General features: G+C 72.1%; 17 protein-coding genes. 7 read left to right on the top strand and 10 right to left on the bottom strand.

Annotation, left to right across the window (positions count from 1 at the left end):
* Window positions 1-202: 202 nt before the first annotated feature.
* Entirely contained in the window at window positions 203-1,405 is a 1,203-nt protein-coding gene (locus tag BLW47_RS00435; protein ID WP_091549989.1) for an NsdA family TPR-like regulatory protein, read from the top strand.
* Between the two features lie 99 nt (window positions 1,406-1,504).
* Here BLW47_RS00435 and BLW47_RS24980 read toward each other — a convergent pair whose 3' ends face one another.
* From BLW47_RS24980 to BLW47_RS00415, 5 genes are all read right to left on the bottom strand, one after another.
* Window positions 1,505-1,660 (bottom strand): hypothetical protein, encoded by a 156-nt coding sequence (locus tag BLW47_RS24980; protein ID WP_175543453.1) that lies wholly within the window; start codon window positions 1,658-1,660, stop codon window positions 1,505-1,507.
* Between the two features lie 64 nt (window positions 1,661-1,724).
* Window positions 1,725-2,201, bottom strand: coding sequence for an OsmC family protein (locus BLW47_RS00430; protein ID WP_091549987.1), 477 nt, complete (start codon window positions 2,199-2,201; stop codon window positions 1,725-1,727).
* A gap of 77 nt (window positions 2,202-2,278) precedes the next feature.
* Window positions 2,279-3,370 (bottom strand): lytic polysaccharide monooxygenase auxiliary activity family 9 protein, encoded by a 1,092-nt coding sequence (locus tag BLW47_RS00425; protein WP_091552273.1) that lies wholly within the window; start codon window positions 3,368-3,370, stop codon window positions 2,279-2,281.
* 251 nt (window positions 3,371-3,621) lie between these two features.
* Window positions 3,622-4,386, bottom strand: coding sequence for a lysozyme (locus tag BLW47_RS00420; protein ID WP_091549984.1), 765 nt, complete (start codon window positions 4,384-4,386; stop codon window positions 3,622-3,624).
* Window positions 4,387-4,491: 105 nt separating this feature from the next.
* Window positions 4,492-5,151, bottom strand: a complete 660-nt coding sequence (locus BLW47_RS00415) for a peptidoglycan recognition protein family protein (protein WP_091549982.1) — start codon at window positions 5,149-5,151, stop codon at window positions 4,492-4,494.
* 301 nt (window positions 5,152-5,452) lie between these two features.
* On the opposite strand from BLW47_RS00415, the gene BLW47_RS00410 reads away from it, so the two are divergent.
* Window positions 5,453-7,243 carry a glycoside hydrolase family 6 protein gene (locus BLW47_RS00410; RefSeq protein WP_091549979.1) on the top strand — a complete coding sequence of 597 codons (1,791 nt, stop codon included), beginning with the start codon at window positions 5,453-5,455 and terminating at the stop codon, window positions 7,241-7,243.
* A gap of 118 nt (window positions 7,244-7,361) precedes the next feature.
* On the opposite strand, the gene BLW47_RS00405 is transcribed toward BLW47_RS00410, so the two are convergent.
* On the bottom strand, window positions 7,362-7,682 hold the full coding sequence (locus BLW47_RS00405) for a hypothetical protein (RefSeq protein ID WP_091552270.1): 321 nt from the start codon (window positions 7,680-7,682) through the stop codon (window positions 7,362-7,364).
* Window positions 7,683-7,744: 62 nt separating this feature from the next.
* A complete protein-coding gene (locus tag BLW47_RS00400; RefSeq protein ID WP_091549978.1) occupies window positions 7,745-8,026 on the bottom strand; it encodes a hypothetical protein in 282 nt (93 codons plus the stop codon).
* A gap of 223 nt (window positions 8,027-8,249) precedes the next feature.
* Here BLW47_RS00400 and BLW47_RS00395 point away from each other — a divergent pair, with 223 nt between their 5' ends.
* The 5 genes from BLW47_RS00395 to BLW47_RS00375 all read left to right on the top strand — a co-directional run bounded on the left by BLW47_RS00395 (window position 8,250) and on the right by BLW47_RS00375 (window position 14,016).
* Entirely contained in the window at window positions 8,250-9,731 is a 1,482-nt protein-coding gene (locus tag BLW47_RS00395; RefSeq protein WP_091549976.1) for a catalase, read from the top strand.
* A 234-nt stretch (window positions 9,732-9,965) separates the two neighbouring features.
* Window positions 9,966-12,629 (top strand): sensor histidine kinase, encoded by a 2,664-nt coding sequence (locus BLW47_RS00390; protein ID WP_175543452.1) that lies wholly within the window; start codon window positions 9,966-9,968, stop codon window positions 12,627-12,629.
* The gene (locus BLW47_RS00385; protein ID WP_091549973.1) at window positions 12,629-13,048 is read left to right on the top strand and encodes a roadblock/LC7 domain-containing protein; all 420 of its coding nucleotides are present in this window, start codon (window positions 12,629-12,631) and stop codon (window positions 13,046-13,048) included. The genes BLW47_RS00390 and BLW47_RS00385 overlap by 1 nt, the downstream gene beginning before the upstream one ends.
* Window positions 13,041-13,427 carry a DUF742 domain-containing protein gene (locus tag BLW47_RS00380; RefSeq protein ID WP_091549971.1) on the top strand — a complete coding sequence of 129 codons (387 nt, stop codon included), beginning with the start codon at window positions 13,041-13,043 and terminating at the stop codon, window positions 13,425-13,427. The genes BLW47_RS00385 and BLW47_RS00380 overlap by 8 nt, the downstream gene beginning before the upstream one ends.
* On the top strand, window positions 13,408-14,016 hold the full coding sequence (locus BLW47_RS00375; protein WP_091549969.1) for a GTP-binding protein: 609 nt from the start codon (window positions 13,408-13,410) through the stop codon (window positions 14,014-14,016). The genes BLW47_RS00380 and BLW47_RS00375 overlap by 20 nt, the downstream gene beginning before the upstream one ends.
* On the opposite strand, the gene BLW47_RS00370 is transcribed toward BLW47_RS00375, so the two are convergent.
* From BLW47_RS00370 to BLW47_RS00360, 3 genes are read right to left on the bottom strand one after another with little or no spacing between them, the layout of a single operon-like run.
* Window positions 14,013-14,633, bottom strand: a complete 621-nt coding sequence (locus BLW47_RS00370) for a LutC/YkgG family protein (RefSeq protein WP_091549967.1) — start codon at window positions 14,631-14,633, stop codon at window positions 14,013-14,015. The genes BLW47_RS00375 and BLW47_RS00370 overlap by 4 nt on opposite strands.
* 52 nt (window positions 14,634-14,685) lie before the next feature.
* A complete protein-coding gene (locus BLW47_RS00365; protein ID WP_091549964.1) occupies window positions 14,686-16,137 on the bottom strand; it encodes a LutB/LldF family L-lactate oxidation iron-sulfur protein in 1,452 nt (483 codons plus the stop codon).
* Entirely contained in the window at window positions 16,134-16,883 is a 750-nt protein-coding gene (locus BLW47_RS00360) for a (Fe-S)-binding protein (RefSeq protein ID WP_091549962.1), read from the bottom strand. The genes BLW47_RS00365 and BLW47_RS00360 overlap by 4 nt, the downstream gene beginning before the upstream one ends.
* Between the last annotated feature and the right edge of the window lie 3 nt (window positions 16,884-16,886).

The following is a 16,886-nucleotide window of genomic DNA, read 5'->3' as shown; positions in this document are numbered from 1 at the left end:
CGATGAGGTCGAAGCAGGCCCGCTCCGCAGCGCAAGCGCCGCAGGCCACGCGGTGAACGCATCGCATTGATGGGCACCTTCCGGTTATTGCTCCGTCACGAGACGTGCGCCGGCTCACAGCCTCGGCGGTACGCTCGCCACAGTCGATTGGTTGCGCCTTGCCATCGACGCTCCCGCCGTACGGGCAACGAGGGGACTCAATGTGTCCGCCTTTGGGAAACGTGTTCGGGCGCTCCGCGAGGAGCGAGGCATGACGCTTACCGCGCTCGCCACCGCGGTTCCCTGCGACAAGGGCCACCTGTCGCGGGTAGAGACCGGCAGGCGGCCTCCCACCGAAGCCCTCGCGCGGCGGCTGGATGCCGTGCTGGGCGCGCGGGGCGATCTGATCGGGTGTGCGCATCTGGACGCGAGTGCGACCCGCAACACGCGGCCCGGCGAAACGGCGGAGCTGCTGCGGCGCATCCAGGCCAGCGACACCGCGCCGGCCACGCTGGAGGGGCTTCAGGCCGCGGTGCTGGAGCTGTGCTGTCAGTACGGGTGGCGCGACGCCTACGAGTTGCGCGCCGAGGGCCAGACGTGGCTGCGGGAGCTGGCGCGCCTACTGCACCGGCCGGTCGGACTGCGCGAACACCAGGAACTGCTGGTGTGTGGTGGCTGGCTGGCACTCCTGGTGGGCTGCGTCGAGTACGACCTGGGAATGCGGGCCAGTGCCGAGACGACACGGATCGCTGCGCGGCAGCTGGGTGAGGAGGCCCGCCATCCGGGGATCATCGGCTGGGCGTGGGAACTGTCGGCGTGGTTCGCGCTGACGCAGGGCCGCTACCCGGCAGTGGTCGCCGCCGCGCGGACCGGGCAGACGGTCGCGCCGGGCGAGTCGGTCGGCGTGCAGCTGATCGCGCAGGAGGCCAAGGCGCGTGCCCGAATGGGCGACCTGGAGGGAGTACGCAGAACGCTCGATCGGGGCCGCGTGCTGCTCGATGCCATGCCGCGACCCGATCGACCGGACAACCACTTCGTGGTCGACCCGGACAAGTGGGAATTCTACGAGATGGACGCGTACCGGCTGGCCGGGGACGACGGTCTCGCCGAGCACCACGCGCGCGAAGTGCTGCGCCTCGGTGTGCGCCCGGACGGCGGCGAGTCGTCGCCGATGCGGATGGCCGAGGCGCGGCTGACGCTTGCGGCGGTCGCCGCGCGAGCCGGTGAACTGGAGCAGGCGGTGGCGACGGGCGTGGTGGCGTTCCGTGCGGCGCGCAGGTCGCTGCCGTCGCTGCTGATGGTGGCCGGTGAGGTGGACGCGGAGCTGCAGCGCCGTTATCCACGCGAGGTGGCGACCGCGCAGTTCGGCGAGGCGTTGCGCGCGGTGTCTACTCCGGACGCCGCGCTCCGGGGGGAGGAACGCTGACCGGCGGTTTCCCGGTCGTTCCGACCGGAGTCGTGCCGCATCCCGGAACGAGTCGCGGTGCACGACTGCGTCCGGGATGCGGCACGATCAGGCGCGCCGCTAGCGGTGCGGTCCCGTCTTGCCGGTGACGCGCTGGGCCAGCTCCCGCAGCTTCTGCTGCGTCTGCGGCTTCTGCATCTGCGCGCGCCCGCGGTCCATCATCTTCTTGCCGCGCGGGCTCTGCATGAAATCCTTGATCCGGTCGGTCATCGCCATCGTCGTCAACCTCCCAATCGTCGTCCCGTGCTATCTACCCCGGCCGCTGACGGTTACACCTAGATCAGGCCGGGGCGACGCGGATGGCGGGCTCGTGGCGTACCGGGAAGTTGACCGAGTTGGCGATGAAGCAGAGCCGGTGTGCGGCCTCGTGCAGCGCGGCGGCCTTCTCCGCCATCTCCGCGGCGGCGACCGTGACCTCCGGTCGGAGCACGACCTCGGTGAAGTGCCCACCGCCGTCGGCGGTCTCGGCCATCGTGCCGCGCGGCGCGTCGGTGTAGGCGGTGACCACGACGCCCGAGGTGGCGCAGAGGTGCAGGTACCAGAGCAGGTGGCACTGGGCGAGGGAGGCGACGAGGAGCTGTTCGGGGTTCCACCGCTGCGGGTCGCCGCGGAACGCCGGGTCGGAGGAGCCGAGCAGGACGGGCGGGCCGCCCGCCGTCACCTCGTGGTCGCGGCCGTACGCGCGGTAGTTGGTGGTTCCGGTCCCGCCCGCCCCGGTCCAGGTCACCCGGACTTCGTAGCTGTGCTCCTTCGGCATGGCCTATTTGTTAGTGGGCCGGTCGGGGATGTCAAGGGCCGGCGCGGGGCGGCCGCGCGCGCCGGCCCGGAGAACGGTCAGGAAGCCGCGCAGGTCGGGGTCGGTGCGGTGTTGCTGCCCGTCCACGACCCGATGAAGCCGAAGCTGGTGCTCGCGCCCGCGGCGAGGCCGCCGTTGTAGTCGACGTTGCGGGCGGTGACCGTCGACCCGCTGGTCGTCACGGTGGCGCCCCACGCCGAGGCGACCTGCTGTCCATTGGGGAAGGTCCAGCTGATCGTCCAGCCCCGGATCGCCGACGATCCGGCCGTCACCTTGACGTCGGCCTGGAAGCCGCCCGACCACTGCCCGGTCACCGCGTACGTGACGGAGCAGCCGCCGGTCGGCGGGGTCGTCGGCGGCGTGCTGGGCGGGGTGGTCGGCGGCGTCGTCGGGGGTGTGGTGGGCGGGGTGCCGCCGCCCGAGCCGCCCGGGAAGGTCACGTCGCTGCAGAAGTAGTACGTCTGGTCGGAGTGGCTGGCCTTCCAGATCGTGTAGACGATGTGCCGGCCGGTGCGGCCGGGCGCGCTGACGCTGATGGTGTTGGAGACGCCGTTGAGCACCGGGTCGTTGATCGGAGTGCCCGCGCCGGGGGCGTAGCGGCCGGTCTGGGTGCGCAGCTCCAGGTCGCTCCAGCGCAGGCGTTGCCGCGTCGGGTCGAAGCCCTGCTTCGTCACGTACACCAGGAAGTAGTCCGCGCCGTGCCGGGCCTGGTCGTGCACGGTCACGCCGAAGTCGGTGTTCACCTGCTGCGCCCGCCACTGTCCGGGGTTGTCCAACGCGGCGTACCGAATGCCGCCGGTCTGACCGGCGCTGCAGAGCTGGCCGTCCGGGACGGCGGCCTGGTGGTTGCCGGCGACGCCGTCGCGGTAGAGGCCGTTCCAGTTCCACATCGCGTTCGGGTCGGCCTGCCAGGCCTGCCAGCACATCGGGTCCTCGGTGGCCATCGCGGGGTTCTGGAAGTCGTTGCCCCACCGCTTCCAGCATCCGTAGTTGCGGGACGGCGGTTCGATCGCGGAGCCGTGCGCGGACGCCACGTCGGCGAGCACGGTGGTCAACAGGACCAGCGCGGTGGCGGCCACGGCCAGCGCGCGCAGGGTCAGGGGTCTGCGGGCATGGGGGAGAGATGACATCGGAGCCTCCGGCATCGCCGTGCGCGGGCACGGCGGACGAATCGGGTACGCGGGAAGCTGCCCCTGCTCCCGCACCTGCATGGCTCCTGCGACTGCGTAGCCGAGCGTCACACGTTCGATCTACAAATGTCAATGAGAAAGCGCTATCCCCGCCCCCTGCGCCTGTGTGTCGACCGTGGCCGCCAAGGGCCCGGACGCCACCGGGAGGAGCCCCGGCAAGGGCTCCTCCCGGTCGGCGGGGGAGACGCGGATCAGGTGTTGTTGGCCAGGGCGACCAGGCGGTCGCGGGTGCCGTTCCAGTAGTTGCGGTCGACGTCGCCGGAGATGCCCGAGACCCGGCCGGTGGCGGTGTACTGCCAGAAGCTCCAGACGGAGGCGCCGGCGGGCAGGGCGCCGACGGTGCTGGACCAGCGGGCGACCCAGAGCGGGTGGTTGGCCCATGGGGCGGTCCAGTTGCCCGTGCAGGTGTTCCAGAAGTTGGTCGTGGTGTAGATGACGGCGTAGCGGCCGGTGCGCGAGCGGTAGGTGTTCAGGAAGTCCTGGATCCAGTTGCGCATGGCCGTGGTGCTCAGGCCGTAGCACTGCGCGCCGCTCGGGTTGTTCTCGATGTCGAGGGCGGCCGGCAGGGTGCGGCCGTCGGCGGACCAGGCGCCGCCGTTGCTGGCGAGGTAGTTGGCCTGGACGGCGCCGGAGGAGGCCGCGGGGCGGGCGAAGTGGTACGCCCCGCGGATGACGCCGGCGTTGTAGGCGTTGACGTAGTTGGTGTTGAACTGCGGGTCCTTGTAGCTGGTGCCCTCGGTCGCCTTGATGAACGCGAACTCGATGCCGGCGCTGCGGACGCTGCTCCAGTTGATGGAGCCCTGGTAGTGCGAGATGTCGATGCCGGCGGTCGTGGCGGCCTGGGCCGGCGCCGCGTTCACGGCGACGATCGCGGTGGCGGCGGCCACCAGGCTGAGGCCGGCGGTGAGCAGCCGGCGCAGGGACCGGCGGCCGACGCCGCTGTCGGTGGTGCTCATGAATCCTCCCCAGGATCGCGGTGATTGAGAGCAATCTTTGAAGTTAACTGCCCAAGATCGCAATACCACCTAAAGATTTCTTCATACACGGACGGGGGATGGTGCTCAGAGCGCCGCCGCGACCTTCTGCCGCAGCTCCGGCAGTCGCGCGTAGAGCACGTCACCGGGGCACTGCGTGGCGACGTAGTCGCGGTGGCCGACGATCGCGGCGAACGGGTCGAGGTCGTAGACCTGGCAGAGCCAGGCGCAGGTCTGCACCAGTGAGCCGAAGAGCGCGGCCGGGACCGGCGCCGAGACGTAGATGCCCTCGTTCTCGATGCCGATGGTGTGGTCGTTGTGGCCGGCGGTCTGCGCGCCGCTGACGTGCTGCCCCTCCCGGATCGCCCGCAGGCTGAGCTGCCGGCCCTCCATCACGTAGCCGCCGCGGCTGATCGTCAGCTGCTGGCCGGAGTCGATCCAGCCGTTCTGGTCCATGTGCAGATCCTGAATCCACTTTGAACACCGGTACGCGGCCGCGAGCGAGTAGTCGGTGACGTTCGTGCCGGCGGTGTGGTGCACGACGATGTGGTCCGGCTGTCGGTCCAGGTAGCGGATGGCGCCGGTGGCGGGGCGGGCGCCCCATTCCGCGCGGGTGTAGACGCGGGGCGGGGTGACGGCCGCGCGCGCGGCGTCGGGCCGGATCAGTCCGCCGATCAGCAGGCCGCCGGTGAGGCCGGCAGCGCCGGTGAGCAGCCGGCGCCGGGACGGGTGGGCGGGGTGTGTCATGGAGCCTCCCTCGATCGATGACGACAAGTACCGTACGCATTGATTGGCGTGAAAGAAACCTTCGATCGAGTGGAAGCGATCGTCGTCCATTGCAGTGGGAGCGTTCCCATGCCATGATGACTGTCAATTCGCGCAGCGGAGCCAGCGCAGCTGAGTCGCCGAGGGCACCCGGGGCACCGGAACCGGCGATCGCGACGTCCACCACGGCCACCGTGCCGCGGCCGGGCGAGCACCGGTCCCCGTCACCGTCGGCGGCATCGTTCTCGCCGGGTGACCAGAGTTGTCCGAGGAGACACTCCGCATGAACCTGAATTCACTCCACGGCGCCGGGGGCGCGCGATGGCGTCGCGGGCTGACCGCGGCCGCCGCCGCGCTGCTCGGCTCCGGGGTCGTCGTCGTCGCGGCAACCCAGGCCAACGCCGCGGCCGGTTGCAGGGTCGACTACTCCGTCAACCAGTGGTCCAACGGTTTCACCGCCAACGTCAACATCACCAACCTCGGTGACCCGATCAGCGGCGGCTGGACCCTGGAGTGGGACTTCGCCGGCAACCAGGCCGTCACGCAGTCCTGGAGCAGCACGTACACCCAGTCCGGCCGGCACGTGACGCTGAAGAACGCGTCGTGGAACGGCTCGCTCGCGACCAACGCGAGCACAGGCGTCGGCTTCCAGGCCACCTACTCGGGCACCAACACCGCCCCGACGTCGTTCCGGCTCAACGGCACGACCTGCAACGGCGGCACGACGCCCACCAACCCGCCGACCAACCCGCCGACCAACCCGCCGACGAACCCGCCGACGAACCCGCCGACGAACCCGCCGACGAACCCGCCCACCAACCCGCCGTCGGGGACCCGGGTGGACAACCCGTACGTGGGCGTGCGCGGCTACGTCAACCCGGAGTGGAAGGCCAAGGCCGAGTCGGAGCCCGGCGGCAACCGCGTCTCGAACAACCCGACGGCCGTCTGGCTCGACCGGATCGCCGCCATCGAGGGCACGCCGGACAGCGAGTCGAACGGCCCGATGGGGCTGCGTGACCACCTGGACGCCGCGCTGGCGCAGGGCGCCGGCTACGCCCAGTTCGTCATCTACAACCTGCCCGGCCGGGACTGCTCGGCGCTGGCCTCCAACGGCGAGCTCGGCGTCGACGAGCTGCCGCGCTACAAGAGCCAGTACATCGACCCGATCGCGGCGATCATGGGCGACCAGAAGTACCGCAACCTGCGGATCATCGCGATCATCGAGATTGACTCGCTGCCCAACCTGGTCACCAACACCAACATCGCCAAGTGCGCCACGATGAAGTCGAACGGCGGTTACGTCGACGGTGTCGGGTACGCCCTGGCCAAGCTGGGCGCGATCCCCAACGTCTACAACTACATCGACGCCGCCCACCACGGCTGGATCGGCTGGGACACCAACTTCGGCCCCAGCGCCGACATGATGGCCACGGCCGCCCGCGCCTCGGGCAGCACCCTGAACAACGTGCACGGCTTCATCACCAACACGGCCAACTACTCCGCGCTGGTCGAGCCGTACGTCAAGATCACGGACAACGTGAACGGCACGTCGGTGCGGCAGTCGAAGTGGATTGACTGGAACTTCTACGTCGACGAGCTGTCGTTCGCCCAGGCGTTCCGCCAGCGGCTGATCCAGGCCGGCTTCAGCTCCAGCGTCGGCATGCTGATCGACACCTCCCGCAACGGCTGGGGCGGCTCCGCCCGGCCGACCGGACCGGGCGCGACGACCAACGTGGACACCTACGTCAACGGCGGCCGGATCGACCGCCGGATCCACCCCGGAAACTGGTGCAACCAGAGCGGGGCCGGCCTGGGCGAGCGGCCGAAGGCGGCGCCGGCGTCCGGCATCGACGCGTACGTGTGGGTCAAGCCTCCGGGCGAGTCGGACGGTTCCAGCCGCGAGATCCCGAACAACGACGGCAAGGGCTTCGACCGGATGTGCGACCCGACGTACACCGGCAACGAGCGCAACGGCAACAACATGACGGGCGCGCTGGCCAACGCCCCCATCTCGGGCGCGTGGTTCTCGGCGCAGTTCCGTGAGCTGATGGCGAACGCGTACCCGCCGCTGTAGGGGTAATCCCCGCCCGGCTCGCACTGCGGGGCCTGGGGCGACCGTTTCGGCGGTCGCGCCAGGCCCCGTCTTCGCGGCGCACCCGTGCCGTCGTGCGCCGCGACGGCCCGACGGCGCGTTACGGCACGGTCTTCTCGATCGCCGCCGGCCCGTTCCGGTCGAGTTCCCGCCGCGCGCGCTCGACGTTGCGCGGCGTCGGGTCGTGTCCGTCGGCCACCGCCAGGTCCTCCGGGTCCCAGGACTGGTCGGCGCCGGTCCGCACGTCACGCAGGTTGTCGATCGGGCCGCGGGTGTCCTGCGGCGACATCAACGTCGGGGTGTCCCGGTCCGGCTGGCCGCCGGTCTGCAACTGCGGCACCGTGCTCTCGTCGTCGACGGCCGCGGCCGCCTCCGGCGTCTCCTCCAGGGGTCGGGCGACAGCCCGATCGCGATCGGTCATGGCCTCCTCCTCGCCTCGGCTGTCCATCTACCCCGGGCGTGCGCGGCCATGCGCAGGTCGGCTCAGCGGTCCCGGCGATGCCGCGCGACCGCGTGTCGCGGGTCGACGGCGGGCAGATCCTCGTCGACCGGGCCGTCCCCGTCGGCGACGGTGTCCTCGTCGCGCGGGTCCAGCCTGACGGGGCGGCGCGGTCCGGCCAGCGCGGCCGCGGCCGCCGCCCCGCCGACGGTCGTGGCGCCGAAGGTGGTCGGCGGCCCCGGCGGCTCGTAGTACGGCGGTTCGTCACGTTCGGGCGCGATGCCGGTGACCGGCTCGGCGCCGCGTCGCTGGTTCTGCTCGGGCATGGCGGCGACTCCTCGGGTCGGGTGGTCGTTCGTCCGTCTTCCCTATTCCCGGTCCCGCCGCGATCCATGTCGCCGCGACACCGGCCGAATCGACCGACACGCCGCGAAATGCCAAAAAGGCACGGCTCAAAACTTGACTCATTCCAGATACGGGGGTTCGCTTGACGGAGCGAACCTTGTCGGGGGTCGCCCCGAGTGCCAGCAGGATGCGAGGAGGAGAAGGATGAGCAGCCCGGACAAGCCCACGCTCACCACGCGGCAGGGCCACCCCGTACACAACAACCAGCAGCAGCGCACGGTCGGCTCGCGCGGGCCGGCGACGCTGGAGAACTACCACTTCCTCGAGAAGATCAGCCATTTCGACCGGGAGCGCATCCCGGAGCGCGTCGTGCACGCGCGCGGCTTCGTCGCGCACGGTGAGTTCGAGGCGTACGGGACGATCGGCGACGAGCCGGCGTCGACGTACACCCGGGCCAAGCTCTTCCAGACCAAGGGCAAGAAGACCCCGGTCACCATCCGGTTCTCCACCGTCATCGGCGGTCGGGACTCCTCGGAGGCGGCGCGCGACCCGCGCGGCTTCGCGGTGAAGTTCCGCACCGAGGACGGCAACTGGGACATGGTGGGCAACAACCTGCAGGTCTTCTTCATCCGCGACGCGATCAAGTTCCCGGACGTGATCCACTCGCTCAAGCCGGACCCGGTCACCTTCCGGCAGGAGCCCAACCGGATCTTCGACTTCATGTCGAACACGCCGGAGTCGATGCACATGCTGACCTGGCTGTTCTCGCCGTACGGCATCCCGAAGAACTACCGCACGATGCGCGGCTCGGGCGTCAACACGTACCGCTTCGTCAACGACCGGGGTGAGGGCGTGCTGGTGAAGTTCCACTGGCTGAGCCAGCAGGGCGAGGAGGGTCTGACCGAGGCGCAGGCCGCGGAGATCCAGGCCACCGACCTCGGGCATGCCTCCAGGGACCTCTACGAGGCGATCGAGCGCGGCGAGTACCCACAGTGGGAGCTCAACGTGCAGATCATGAGCGACGACGAGCACCCGGAGCTGGACTTCGACCCGCTCGACGACACCAAGATCTGGCCGCGCGAGCAGTTCCCCTACCTGCCGGTCGGCATGATGACGCTCAACCGCAACATCAGCGACCACCACAACGAGAACGAGCAGATCGCGTTCGGCACCGGTGTGCTGGTCGACGGCATCGACTTCTCCGACGACAAGATGCTGGTCGGCCGCACCTTCTCGTACTCCGACACCCAGCGCTACCGCGTCGGCCCGAACTACCTGCAGCTGCCGATCAACCGGCCGCGCGAGGACGTGCTGGTCAGCACGAACCAGGGCGGCGGCCAGATGTCGTACGGCGTGGACAACCGGGGGGCCAACCCGCACGTCAACTACGAGCCGTCGTCGATCGCCGGGCTGCGCGAGGCCGACGAGTCCTATCGCGAGTACCGCCCGTTCGTCTCCGGCCACATCGTGAAGGCGCCGATCGAGCGGCAGAACAACTACGCGCAGGCCGGTGAGACGTTCCGGTCGTTCACCGACTTCGAGCGCGACGACCTGATCACGAACCTGGTGAACAATCTGTCGCAGTGCGACAAGCACATCCAGGAGAAGATGGTCCACCACTTCACGCAGTGCGACGAGGAGTACGGCCGCCGGGTGGCGGAGGGGCTCGGCCTCGCCGTCTCCTGACCGCCGTGCCGCGTCGACGAGGCGTCCGTCCCAGGCGGGACGGGCGCCTCGTCCCGTTTCAACCGTTATCGGCCGTAGCTGCCCAAAACCGCTTCGGCGCGACGTCTGGTAGTGTCCCGGCCCGCCATTACGTATCCTGCCGTAGGCGCAGACGCCCACCCCGTCGCGAGCCCTGGCCCGGACAACAGGTGGGGCCTCGGTGTCAGTCCTGCCACCTTCCCCCGGCGAGGTCTGATGAATACCCGCAACTGGTCGATCCGATCGAAGATCGTCGCGATGGTGGCTGTCCCGATCGCCGCCCTGTTGGCGCTCTGGATCTTCGCCATCACCCTGACCGTCGACCCGGCGCTGCGCCTGCTCTCCGCCCAGACCATGGTCGACGAGCTGGTCCGCCCCGGCGAGCTCGTCGTCGCCGAGCTGCAGAAGGAGCGCCGCCTCGCGGTCGTCTACCTCGCCGGCCACGGCGAGGTCCCGACCATGGCCGAGCAGCGCGCCCGCACCGACGAGGCGATCGCCGGACTGCGCCGACGCGCCGCCGACCCCGGCGTCCGCGACGCCGCCCCCGCCCTCGTCAACGCGCACCTCGACCAGATGCTGACCGCGCTGGAGGCGCTCCCATCCGCGCGCGGGTTCATCGACCGCCGCGAGATGGACCGCGGTGGTGCGATCGGCCTCTACAACGGCGTCATCGACTCCGGGTTCCGGTTGTTCGCGGCGGTCGCGGTGCTCCCCGACGAGGCGCTGAGCCGGGCGGCGCGCGCGCTGGTCGAGCTGAGCGTCGCCGGCGAGGTGCTCGGGCGCACCGACGCGCTGCTGGCGGGGGCGTTCACCGCCGGCAGGTTCGGTCCGGGCGAGTACAACGAGCTGCTGGAGGTCATCGGTACCCAGCGCTTCCTCTACGCGTCCGCGATCGCCGAGCTGCCCGCGGACGGCCGCTCGGCGTACCAGCGGCTGAGCGAGGGCGACGACTTCGTCGCGCTACGCGAGATGGAGGATCAGCTGCTGCTCAACGGGCGCAACAACGCGCCGCCGCCGGTGCCGCAGGGCCAATGGCAGGTCACGTACGACTCGGTGCACGAGCAGCTGCGCCAGTTCGAGCTGGGCATGGCCGACGACCTGGCCGAGCGGAGCAAGCCGGTCGCGTTCGCCGTCCTGACCCGGCTCGCGCTCGCCGGGCTGGTCGGCTTCGCCGCCGTCGTCACCGCGATCGTCATCTCGGTCCGCGTCGGCCGCTCGCTGGTCCGCCGGCTGACCGGCCTGCGCGCCGCCGCCCTGGACCTGGCCGGGGCGCGCCTGCCCGACGTGGTCGGGCGGCTGCGCCGGGGCGAGGACGTGGACGTGGCGGCGGAGGTCCCGTCGCTGGAGTACGGCACCGACGAGATCGGCCAGCTCGGTCACGCGTTCAGCGAGGTGCAGCGGACCGCCGTGCAGTCCGCGGTGGACGAGGCGACGGTCCGGCACGGGCTGAAGGAGGTCTTCCTCAACATCGCGCGGCGCAGCCAGACGCTGCTGCACCGGCAGCTGGCGGTGCTCGACAAGATGGAGCGGCGGGCCACGGACCCCGCCGAGCTGCGCGACCTCTTCCTCGTCGACCACATGGCGACCCGGATGCGGCGGCACGCCGAGGACCTGGTCATCCTCGCCGGGGCGGCGCCGGGCCGCGGTTGGCGCAACCCGGTGCCGATGGTCGACGTGATCCGGGGCGCGATCTCGGAGGTGGAGGACTACGCCCGGGTCGACCTGACCGCGGTGGAGAGCGTCTCCGTCGCCGGCCGCGCCGTCGGCGACGTCATCCACCTGCTCGCCGAGCTGATCGAGAACGCCACGGCGTATTCCCCGCCGCAGACCCGCGTGCAGGTGACCGGGCAGCTCGTGCCGAACGGCTACGCGATCGAGATCGAGGACCGCGGGCTGGGGATGACCCCGGACGCGATCGAGGACGCGAACCGACGGCTCGTCGAGCCACCCGACTTCGACCCGGCCCGCAGCGCGCAGCTCGGACTCTTCGTGGTGGCCCAGCTCGGCGCCCGGCACGGCGTGCAGGTGACGCTGCGCGTCTCCCCGTACGGCGGGATCACCGCGGTCGTGCTGGTGCCGGCGGACCTGGTGGTCTCCGGGGCGACACCGGTCCCGCCCACCGCGCCGGCGGGGCCGGCGATCGCCGCCGCGGCGCAGCCCCCGTCGACGCCCGTCGCCGGATCGCGCCCGACGCCGACGCTCCCGCCGGTGCCGCCGGTGCCGGACGACGGCGCCACCCAGGAGATCCCGCGCGTCACCGCGCCGCTGCCCGCGGACGGGCCCGGCGGCGAGCTGCAACGGCGGATCCGCACCGCATCCCGACTCGGCTCGCTGCCGCTGCGTGGCGGCGCCCACCCGACCACGACCGCCCCGCCGGTCGATCCCACCCCGGCGCCGCCGGCCGCCCCGGCCCGGTCCGGCGCCACCCCCGCCTCGCCGGGCGGACCGGCGCGCTCCGCGGCCCCCTCGGAGATCCCGGTGGGGCCCGACGGGCTGCCCCGGCGGATCCGCCAGGGCAGCCTCGCCCCGCAGTTGCGGCAGCCCGCCGCGCCGCCGCCCGCCCCCGAGCCGGGCGGCCGCGCCTCCTCGCTGCGCTCCCCGCAGCAGGTCCGATCCATCATGTCGGCGCTGCAGGACGGCACCGCCCGCGGCCGCCGCGACGCCGCCGTCCCGCTCGGCGACGCACCCCCGCCGGGAGCCGCCCCGCTCGGCGACCGTCCCCGCGCGGGCGCCGAGCCGGCCGCCGCGCCCGCCGCGCCGCCGACCACCCCGCGCGCCGCCGACCCGCCCGCGGTGGTGCCGGCGCCGCGGCACGCCGCGCCGGCTGATGCTGTCCCCGCCTCCGACGGGGGATCCACCGATTCCGGGAGGGACGTGTAGTGGTGCAGACGACGAGGCAGGCCGCACATCTCGACTGGCTCCTCGACGACCTCGTCGACCGGGTGCCGGCCGCGCAACAGGCGGTGGTGCTCTCCGCCGACGGGCTGCTGATGGGGGCGTCGCGGGACCTCAGCCGGGAGGACGCCGAGCACCTCTCCGCGATGGCCGCCGGGTTCCAGAGCCTGGCGAAGGGCGCCAGCCGGCACTTCAACGCGGGGCCGGTGCAGCAGACCGTGGTGGAGATGGAGTCCGCGTACCTCTTCGTCACCTCCGCGGGGCAGGGCGCCTGCCTGGCGCTGCTGAGCAGCGCGGACTCCGACATCGGCCTGATCGCGTACGAGATGGCGATGCTGGTGACGCGGGTCGGGCAGAACCTGACCGCGCCGGATCGCCCGCCGACACCGCGGTCCGATGGGTGAAGCGCCCGGGCCGCACCACGACTGGCTGGACGGCGAGGCCGGGCCGGTGGTGCGCCCGTACGCGATGACCGCCGGCCGGGTGCAGCCGGCCGGCGGCGGGTTCGACCTGATGGCGTTCGTGGTGGCCGGCGCGCCCGGCGGCGCGCAGCTCCCGCCGTCGCTGCAGCCGGAGCACCACACGATCCTCGCGATCACGCAGCAGCCGATCTCCGTCGCCGAGGTGGCGTCCCAACTCGACCTGGCGGTCGGGGTTGTCCGGGTGCTCCTCGGTGATCTGCTCTCCGCCGGCCTCATCGCGATGTACGAGCCGCCGGCCGCGGCGGAGCTTCCCGACGACAGAATCCTCAAGGCGGTGGTCGATGGACTCCGTGCGCTCTGACACGGACCCCGCGGGGCGACGCGTCCCGCTCGCGCTCAAGATCCTCGTCGCCGGCGGCTTCGGCGCCGGCAAGACGACGATGGTGGGGGCGGTCAGTGAGATCCGGCCGCTGCAGACCGAGGAGGTGCTCACCGCCGCCAGCGTCGACACCGACGACATCTCGGGCGTCGAGGCGAAGAGCACGACCACGGTGGCGATGGACTTCGGGCGGATCACCATCAACGACGAGGTGCTGGTCTACCTGTTCGGCACGCCCGGCCAGGACCGGTTCTGGTTCCTGTGGGACGAGTTGGCATACGGCGCGCTCGGGGCGGTGGTGCTCGCCGACACCCGGCGGTTGGCCGACTGCTTCCCCTCGGTCGACTACTTCGAGCGGCGCGGCACCCCGTTCGTGGTCGGCGTCAACTGCTTCGACGGCGCGCAGCGCTACAGCCCGGAATCGGTGCGCGCGGCGCTCGACCTGGACCCGGACGTGCCGGTGCTGCTCTGCGACGCGCGCGAGCGGGAGTCGGGCAAGCAACTGCTGATCGCGCTCGTGGAGCACGTCGCCCAGCGCCGCGGCGACCCGGTCCCGGCCGCGGCGCCCTAGCGGTCCACGACGATCACGTCGAGGCGGCGCGGGCCGTGCACGCCCTCCACCCGGTTGAGCTCGATGTCGCTGGTGGCCGAGGGCCCGGAGACCAGCGTCAGCGGCCGGGTCGGGTCGGCGAGCCGGGCCAACGCCTGCGGCACCCCGGCGACGACCTGTCCGGTGTGGACGACGCAGAGATGGTGGTCGGGCACGAGGCTCAGCAGCCGCCGGCCCTGGTCGGGCCCGGCGTCGAGCAGCAACGTCCCGGTCTGCGCGACCGCGACCGCGCAGCCGGTCAGCACCGCCAGCCCCGGCGCGTCCAGGTCGGCGACCGTCAGGGGGCGGGGCGTCCCGTCGCGCACGACCGTGCCGGAGTACGCCGCGAGCCACTCCTCCGGCACGCCCGGCGGCACCGCCAGCCGGGGCACCCCGGCGAGCAGCTCGGCGACCGTGGCCGCCACCTCGTCGGTGCCGCACCGGCGCACCGTGGCGCGGTAGTCGACCAGTCGGTCGACCAGCAGCCCGACCAGGTCGGTGTCGGCGGCGTGCACTGTCCGGTACTCGCGCGGCACCGCGACGCGCCCCTCCGGCCGCGCGGCCCGGATCCGCCCCAGGATCTCGTCGCGCGCGCTCACGGTGCCCGTCCTTCGTTCGCGACTGCGGGGCTCGCAAGCTCACTCCTCGCGCTCACGGTGTGTTGTCCCTTTCCCGGGCCGCCCACCATTCCCGGAACGTCCGCTGCGGCGGCAGCGGGGCGTCCCGGCTGGCCGTCCAGGCCGACAGCGGCCACGGCAGCCGGCGTACGACGCCGCGCCTGCCCGCGGCCAGCCGCAGCGGGGCCGATCCGCGCCGGGCGGCGCGCAGCGCCGCCGCGTACCGGCGGCGATCGCGCATCACCCAGGACATCGCCCGCATCGCGGTGCGTTCCGCCGACGGGCGGCGTCGCTCGGCGTCCACCCCGGACTGTCGCAGGTGGACGAGGACCTCGGGAATGTTGATCCGCACCGGGCAGGCGTCGAAGCACGCCCCGCAGAGCGTCGAGGCGTACGGCAGGGTGCGGTTGGCGCCGGCACCGGTCAGCTGGGGCGAGAGGATCGCGCCGATCGGGCCGGGGTACACCGAGCCGTAGGCGTGGCCGCCGACGCGTTCGTAGACCGGGCAGACGTTGAGGCAGGCCGAGCAGCGGATGCAGCGCAGCGCCTGCCGACCCACGGAATCCGCGAGCGTGTCCGTGCGCCCGTTGTCGACCAGGACGATGTGCACCGTCCGGGGCCCGTCGCCGGGCGTCACGCCCGTCCAGAGCGAGGTGTAGGGGTTCATCCGCTCGCCGGTCGACGACCGCGGCAGCAGCTGCAGGAAGACCTCCAGGTCGCGGAAGGTCGGCACGATCTTCTCGATCCCCACCACCGAGATCAGCGTCTCGGGCAGCGTCAGGCACATCCGCCCGTTCCCCTCGGACTCCACCACCGCGAGCGTGCCGGTTTCGGCGACCGCGAAGTTCGCCCCGGAGATCGCCACCTTCGCGGATAGGAACTTGGCGCGCAGGTGCCGGCGGGCCGCCTCGGCGAGCGCGGCGGGCTCGTCGGTGAGGGCCGCGAGGTCGACCCCGGGCATCCGCCGGGCGAAGATGTCCCGGATCTGGCCGCGGTTGTAGTGGATCGCGGGCACCAGGATGTGCGACGGGGTGTCGTCGGCGAGCTGCACGATCAGCTCCGCCAGGTCGGTCTCGACGGCGGCGATGCCGGCCCGGGCCAGGGCCTCGTTCAGCCCGATCTCCTGGGTGGCCATCGACTTCACCTTGACCACCTCGGTGGACCCGGTCGCCCGGACCAGCTCGGTGACCACCGCGCACGCCTCGGCGGAGTCCCGGGCCCAGTGCACGGTCGCGCCGGCCGCGGTCGCCGCCGCCTCGAACTGCTCCAGCAGCTCGGGCAGCCGGGCCAGCACGTCGTCCTTGATGGCGGCGCCCGCGACCCGAAGCGCCTCCCAGTCGGACACCTCGGCGACCACCCGCTGCCGCTTGTCCCGGATGGTGTGGGTGGCGCGGCGCAGGTTGGCCCGCAGCTGGGCGTCGGCCAGCTCGTTCCGGGCGGCGGTGGGGAAGGGCAGCCGGGCGACGATGTTGCCGGTGCCGCTCATGCCGCGCCGTCCGTCTTCCCGCCGTCGACCAGGCCGGCGAGGATCTCCGCGTAGTGCAGCGCACTCACCCCACCGCCGCCGCGGGAGAGGCCGCCGCCGATGTGCGCCAGGCACGAGTTGTCGGCCGCCGCGACGTAGCCGGCCCCGGTGCCGCGGATCGCCGCGCACTTGTCGGCCAGCATCGCCGCCGACACGTCCGCGTTCTTCATCGCGAACGTGCCGCCGAACCCGCAGCACTCCTCGCCGCCCGGCAGCTCGACCAGCTCAAGGCCGCGCACCGTCCGCAGCAGCCGCTGGGGACGGTCGCCGAGCCGCAGCATCCGCAGCCCGTGACAGGTCGGGTGGTAGGTGACGCGGTGCGGGAAGTGCGCGCCGACGTCGGTCACGCCGAGCACGTCAACGAGGAGCTCGGAGAGCTCGTACGTGCGCGGGGCGAGCGCGGCGACCGCCGCCGACAGCTCCGCGTCGCCGGCGGCCAACCGGGGGTACGACTCGCGCACCATCGCCACGCACGATCCCGACGGCGCGACCACCGCGTCGTACGGGGCGAACGTGTCGACGAAGCCGCGCAGCAGCGGCAGCGCCTCGGCCCGGTAGCCGCTGTTGGCGTGCATCTGCCCGCAGCAGCTCTGCGCCTCCGGGAACTCCACCCGGTGCCCGAGCCGCTCCAGGATCCGCACCACCGCCTGGCCGGTGCGGGGGAACATCAGGTCGTTGACGCAGGTCACGAAGAGCGCGATCCGCATCGC

It is taken from the genome of Micromonospora pattaloongensis, assembly GCF_900107255.1.
Taxonomy (GTDB): Bacteria; Actinomycetota; Actinomycetes; order Mycobacteriales; family Micromonosporaceae; genus Micromonospora_I; species Micromonospora_I pattaloongensis.
The sequence above is the reverse complement of the archived record's forward strand: the minus strand, read 5'-3'. Positions and strand labels throughout refer to the sequence as shown.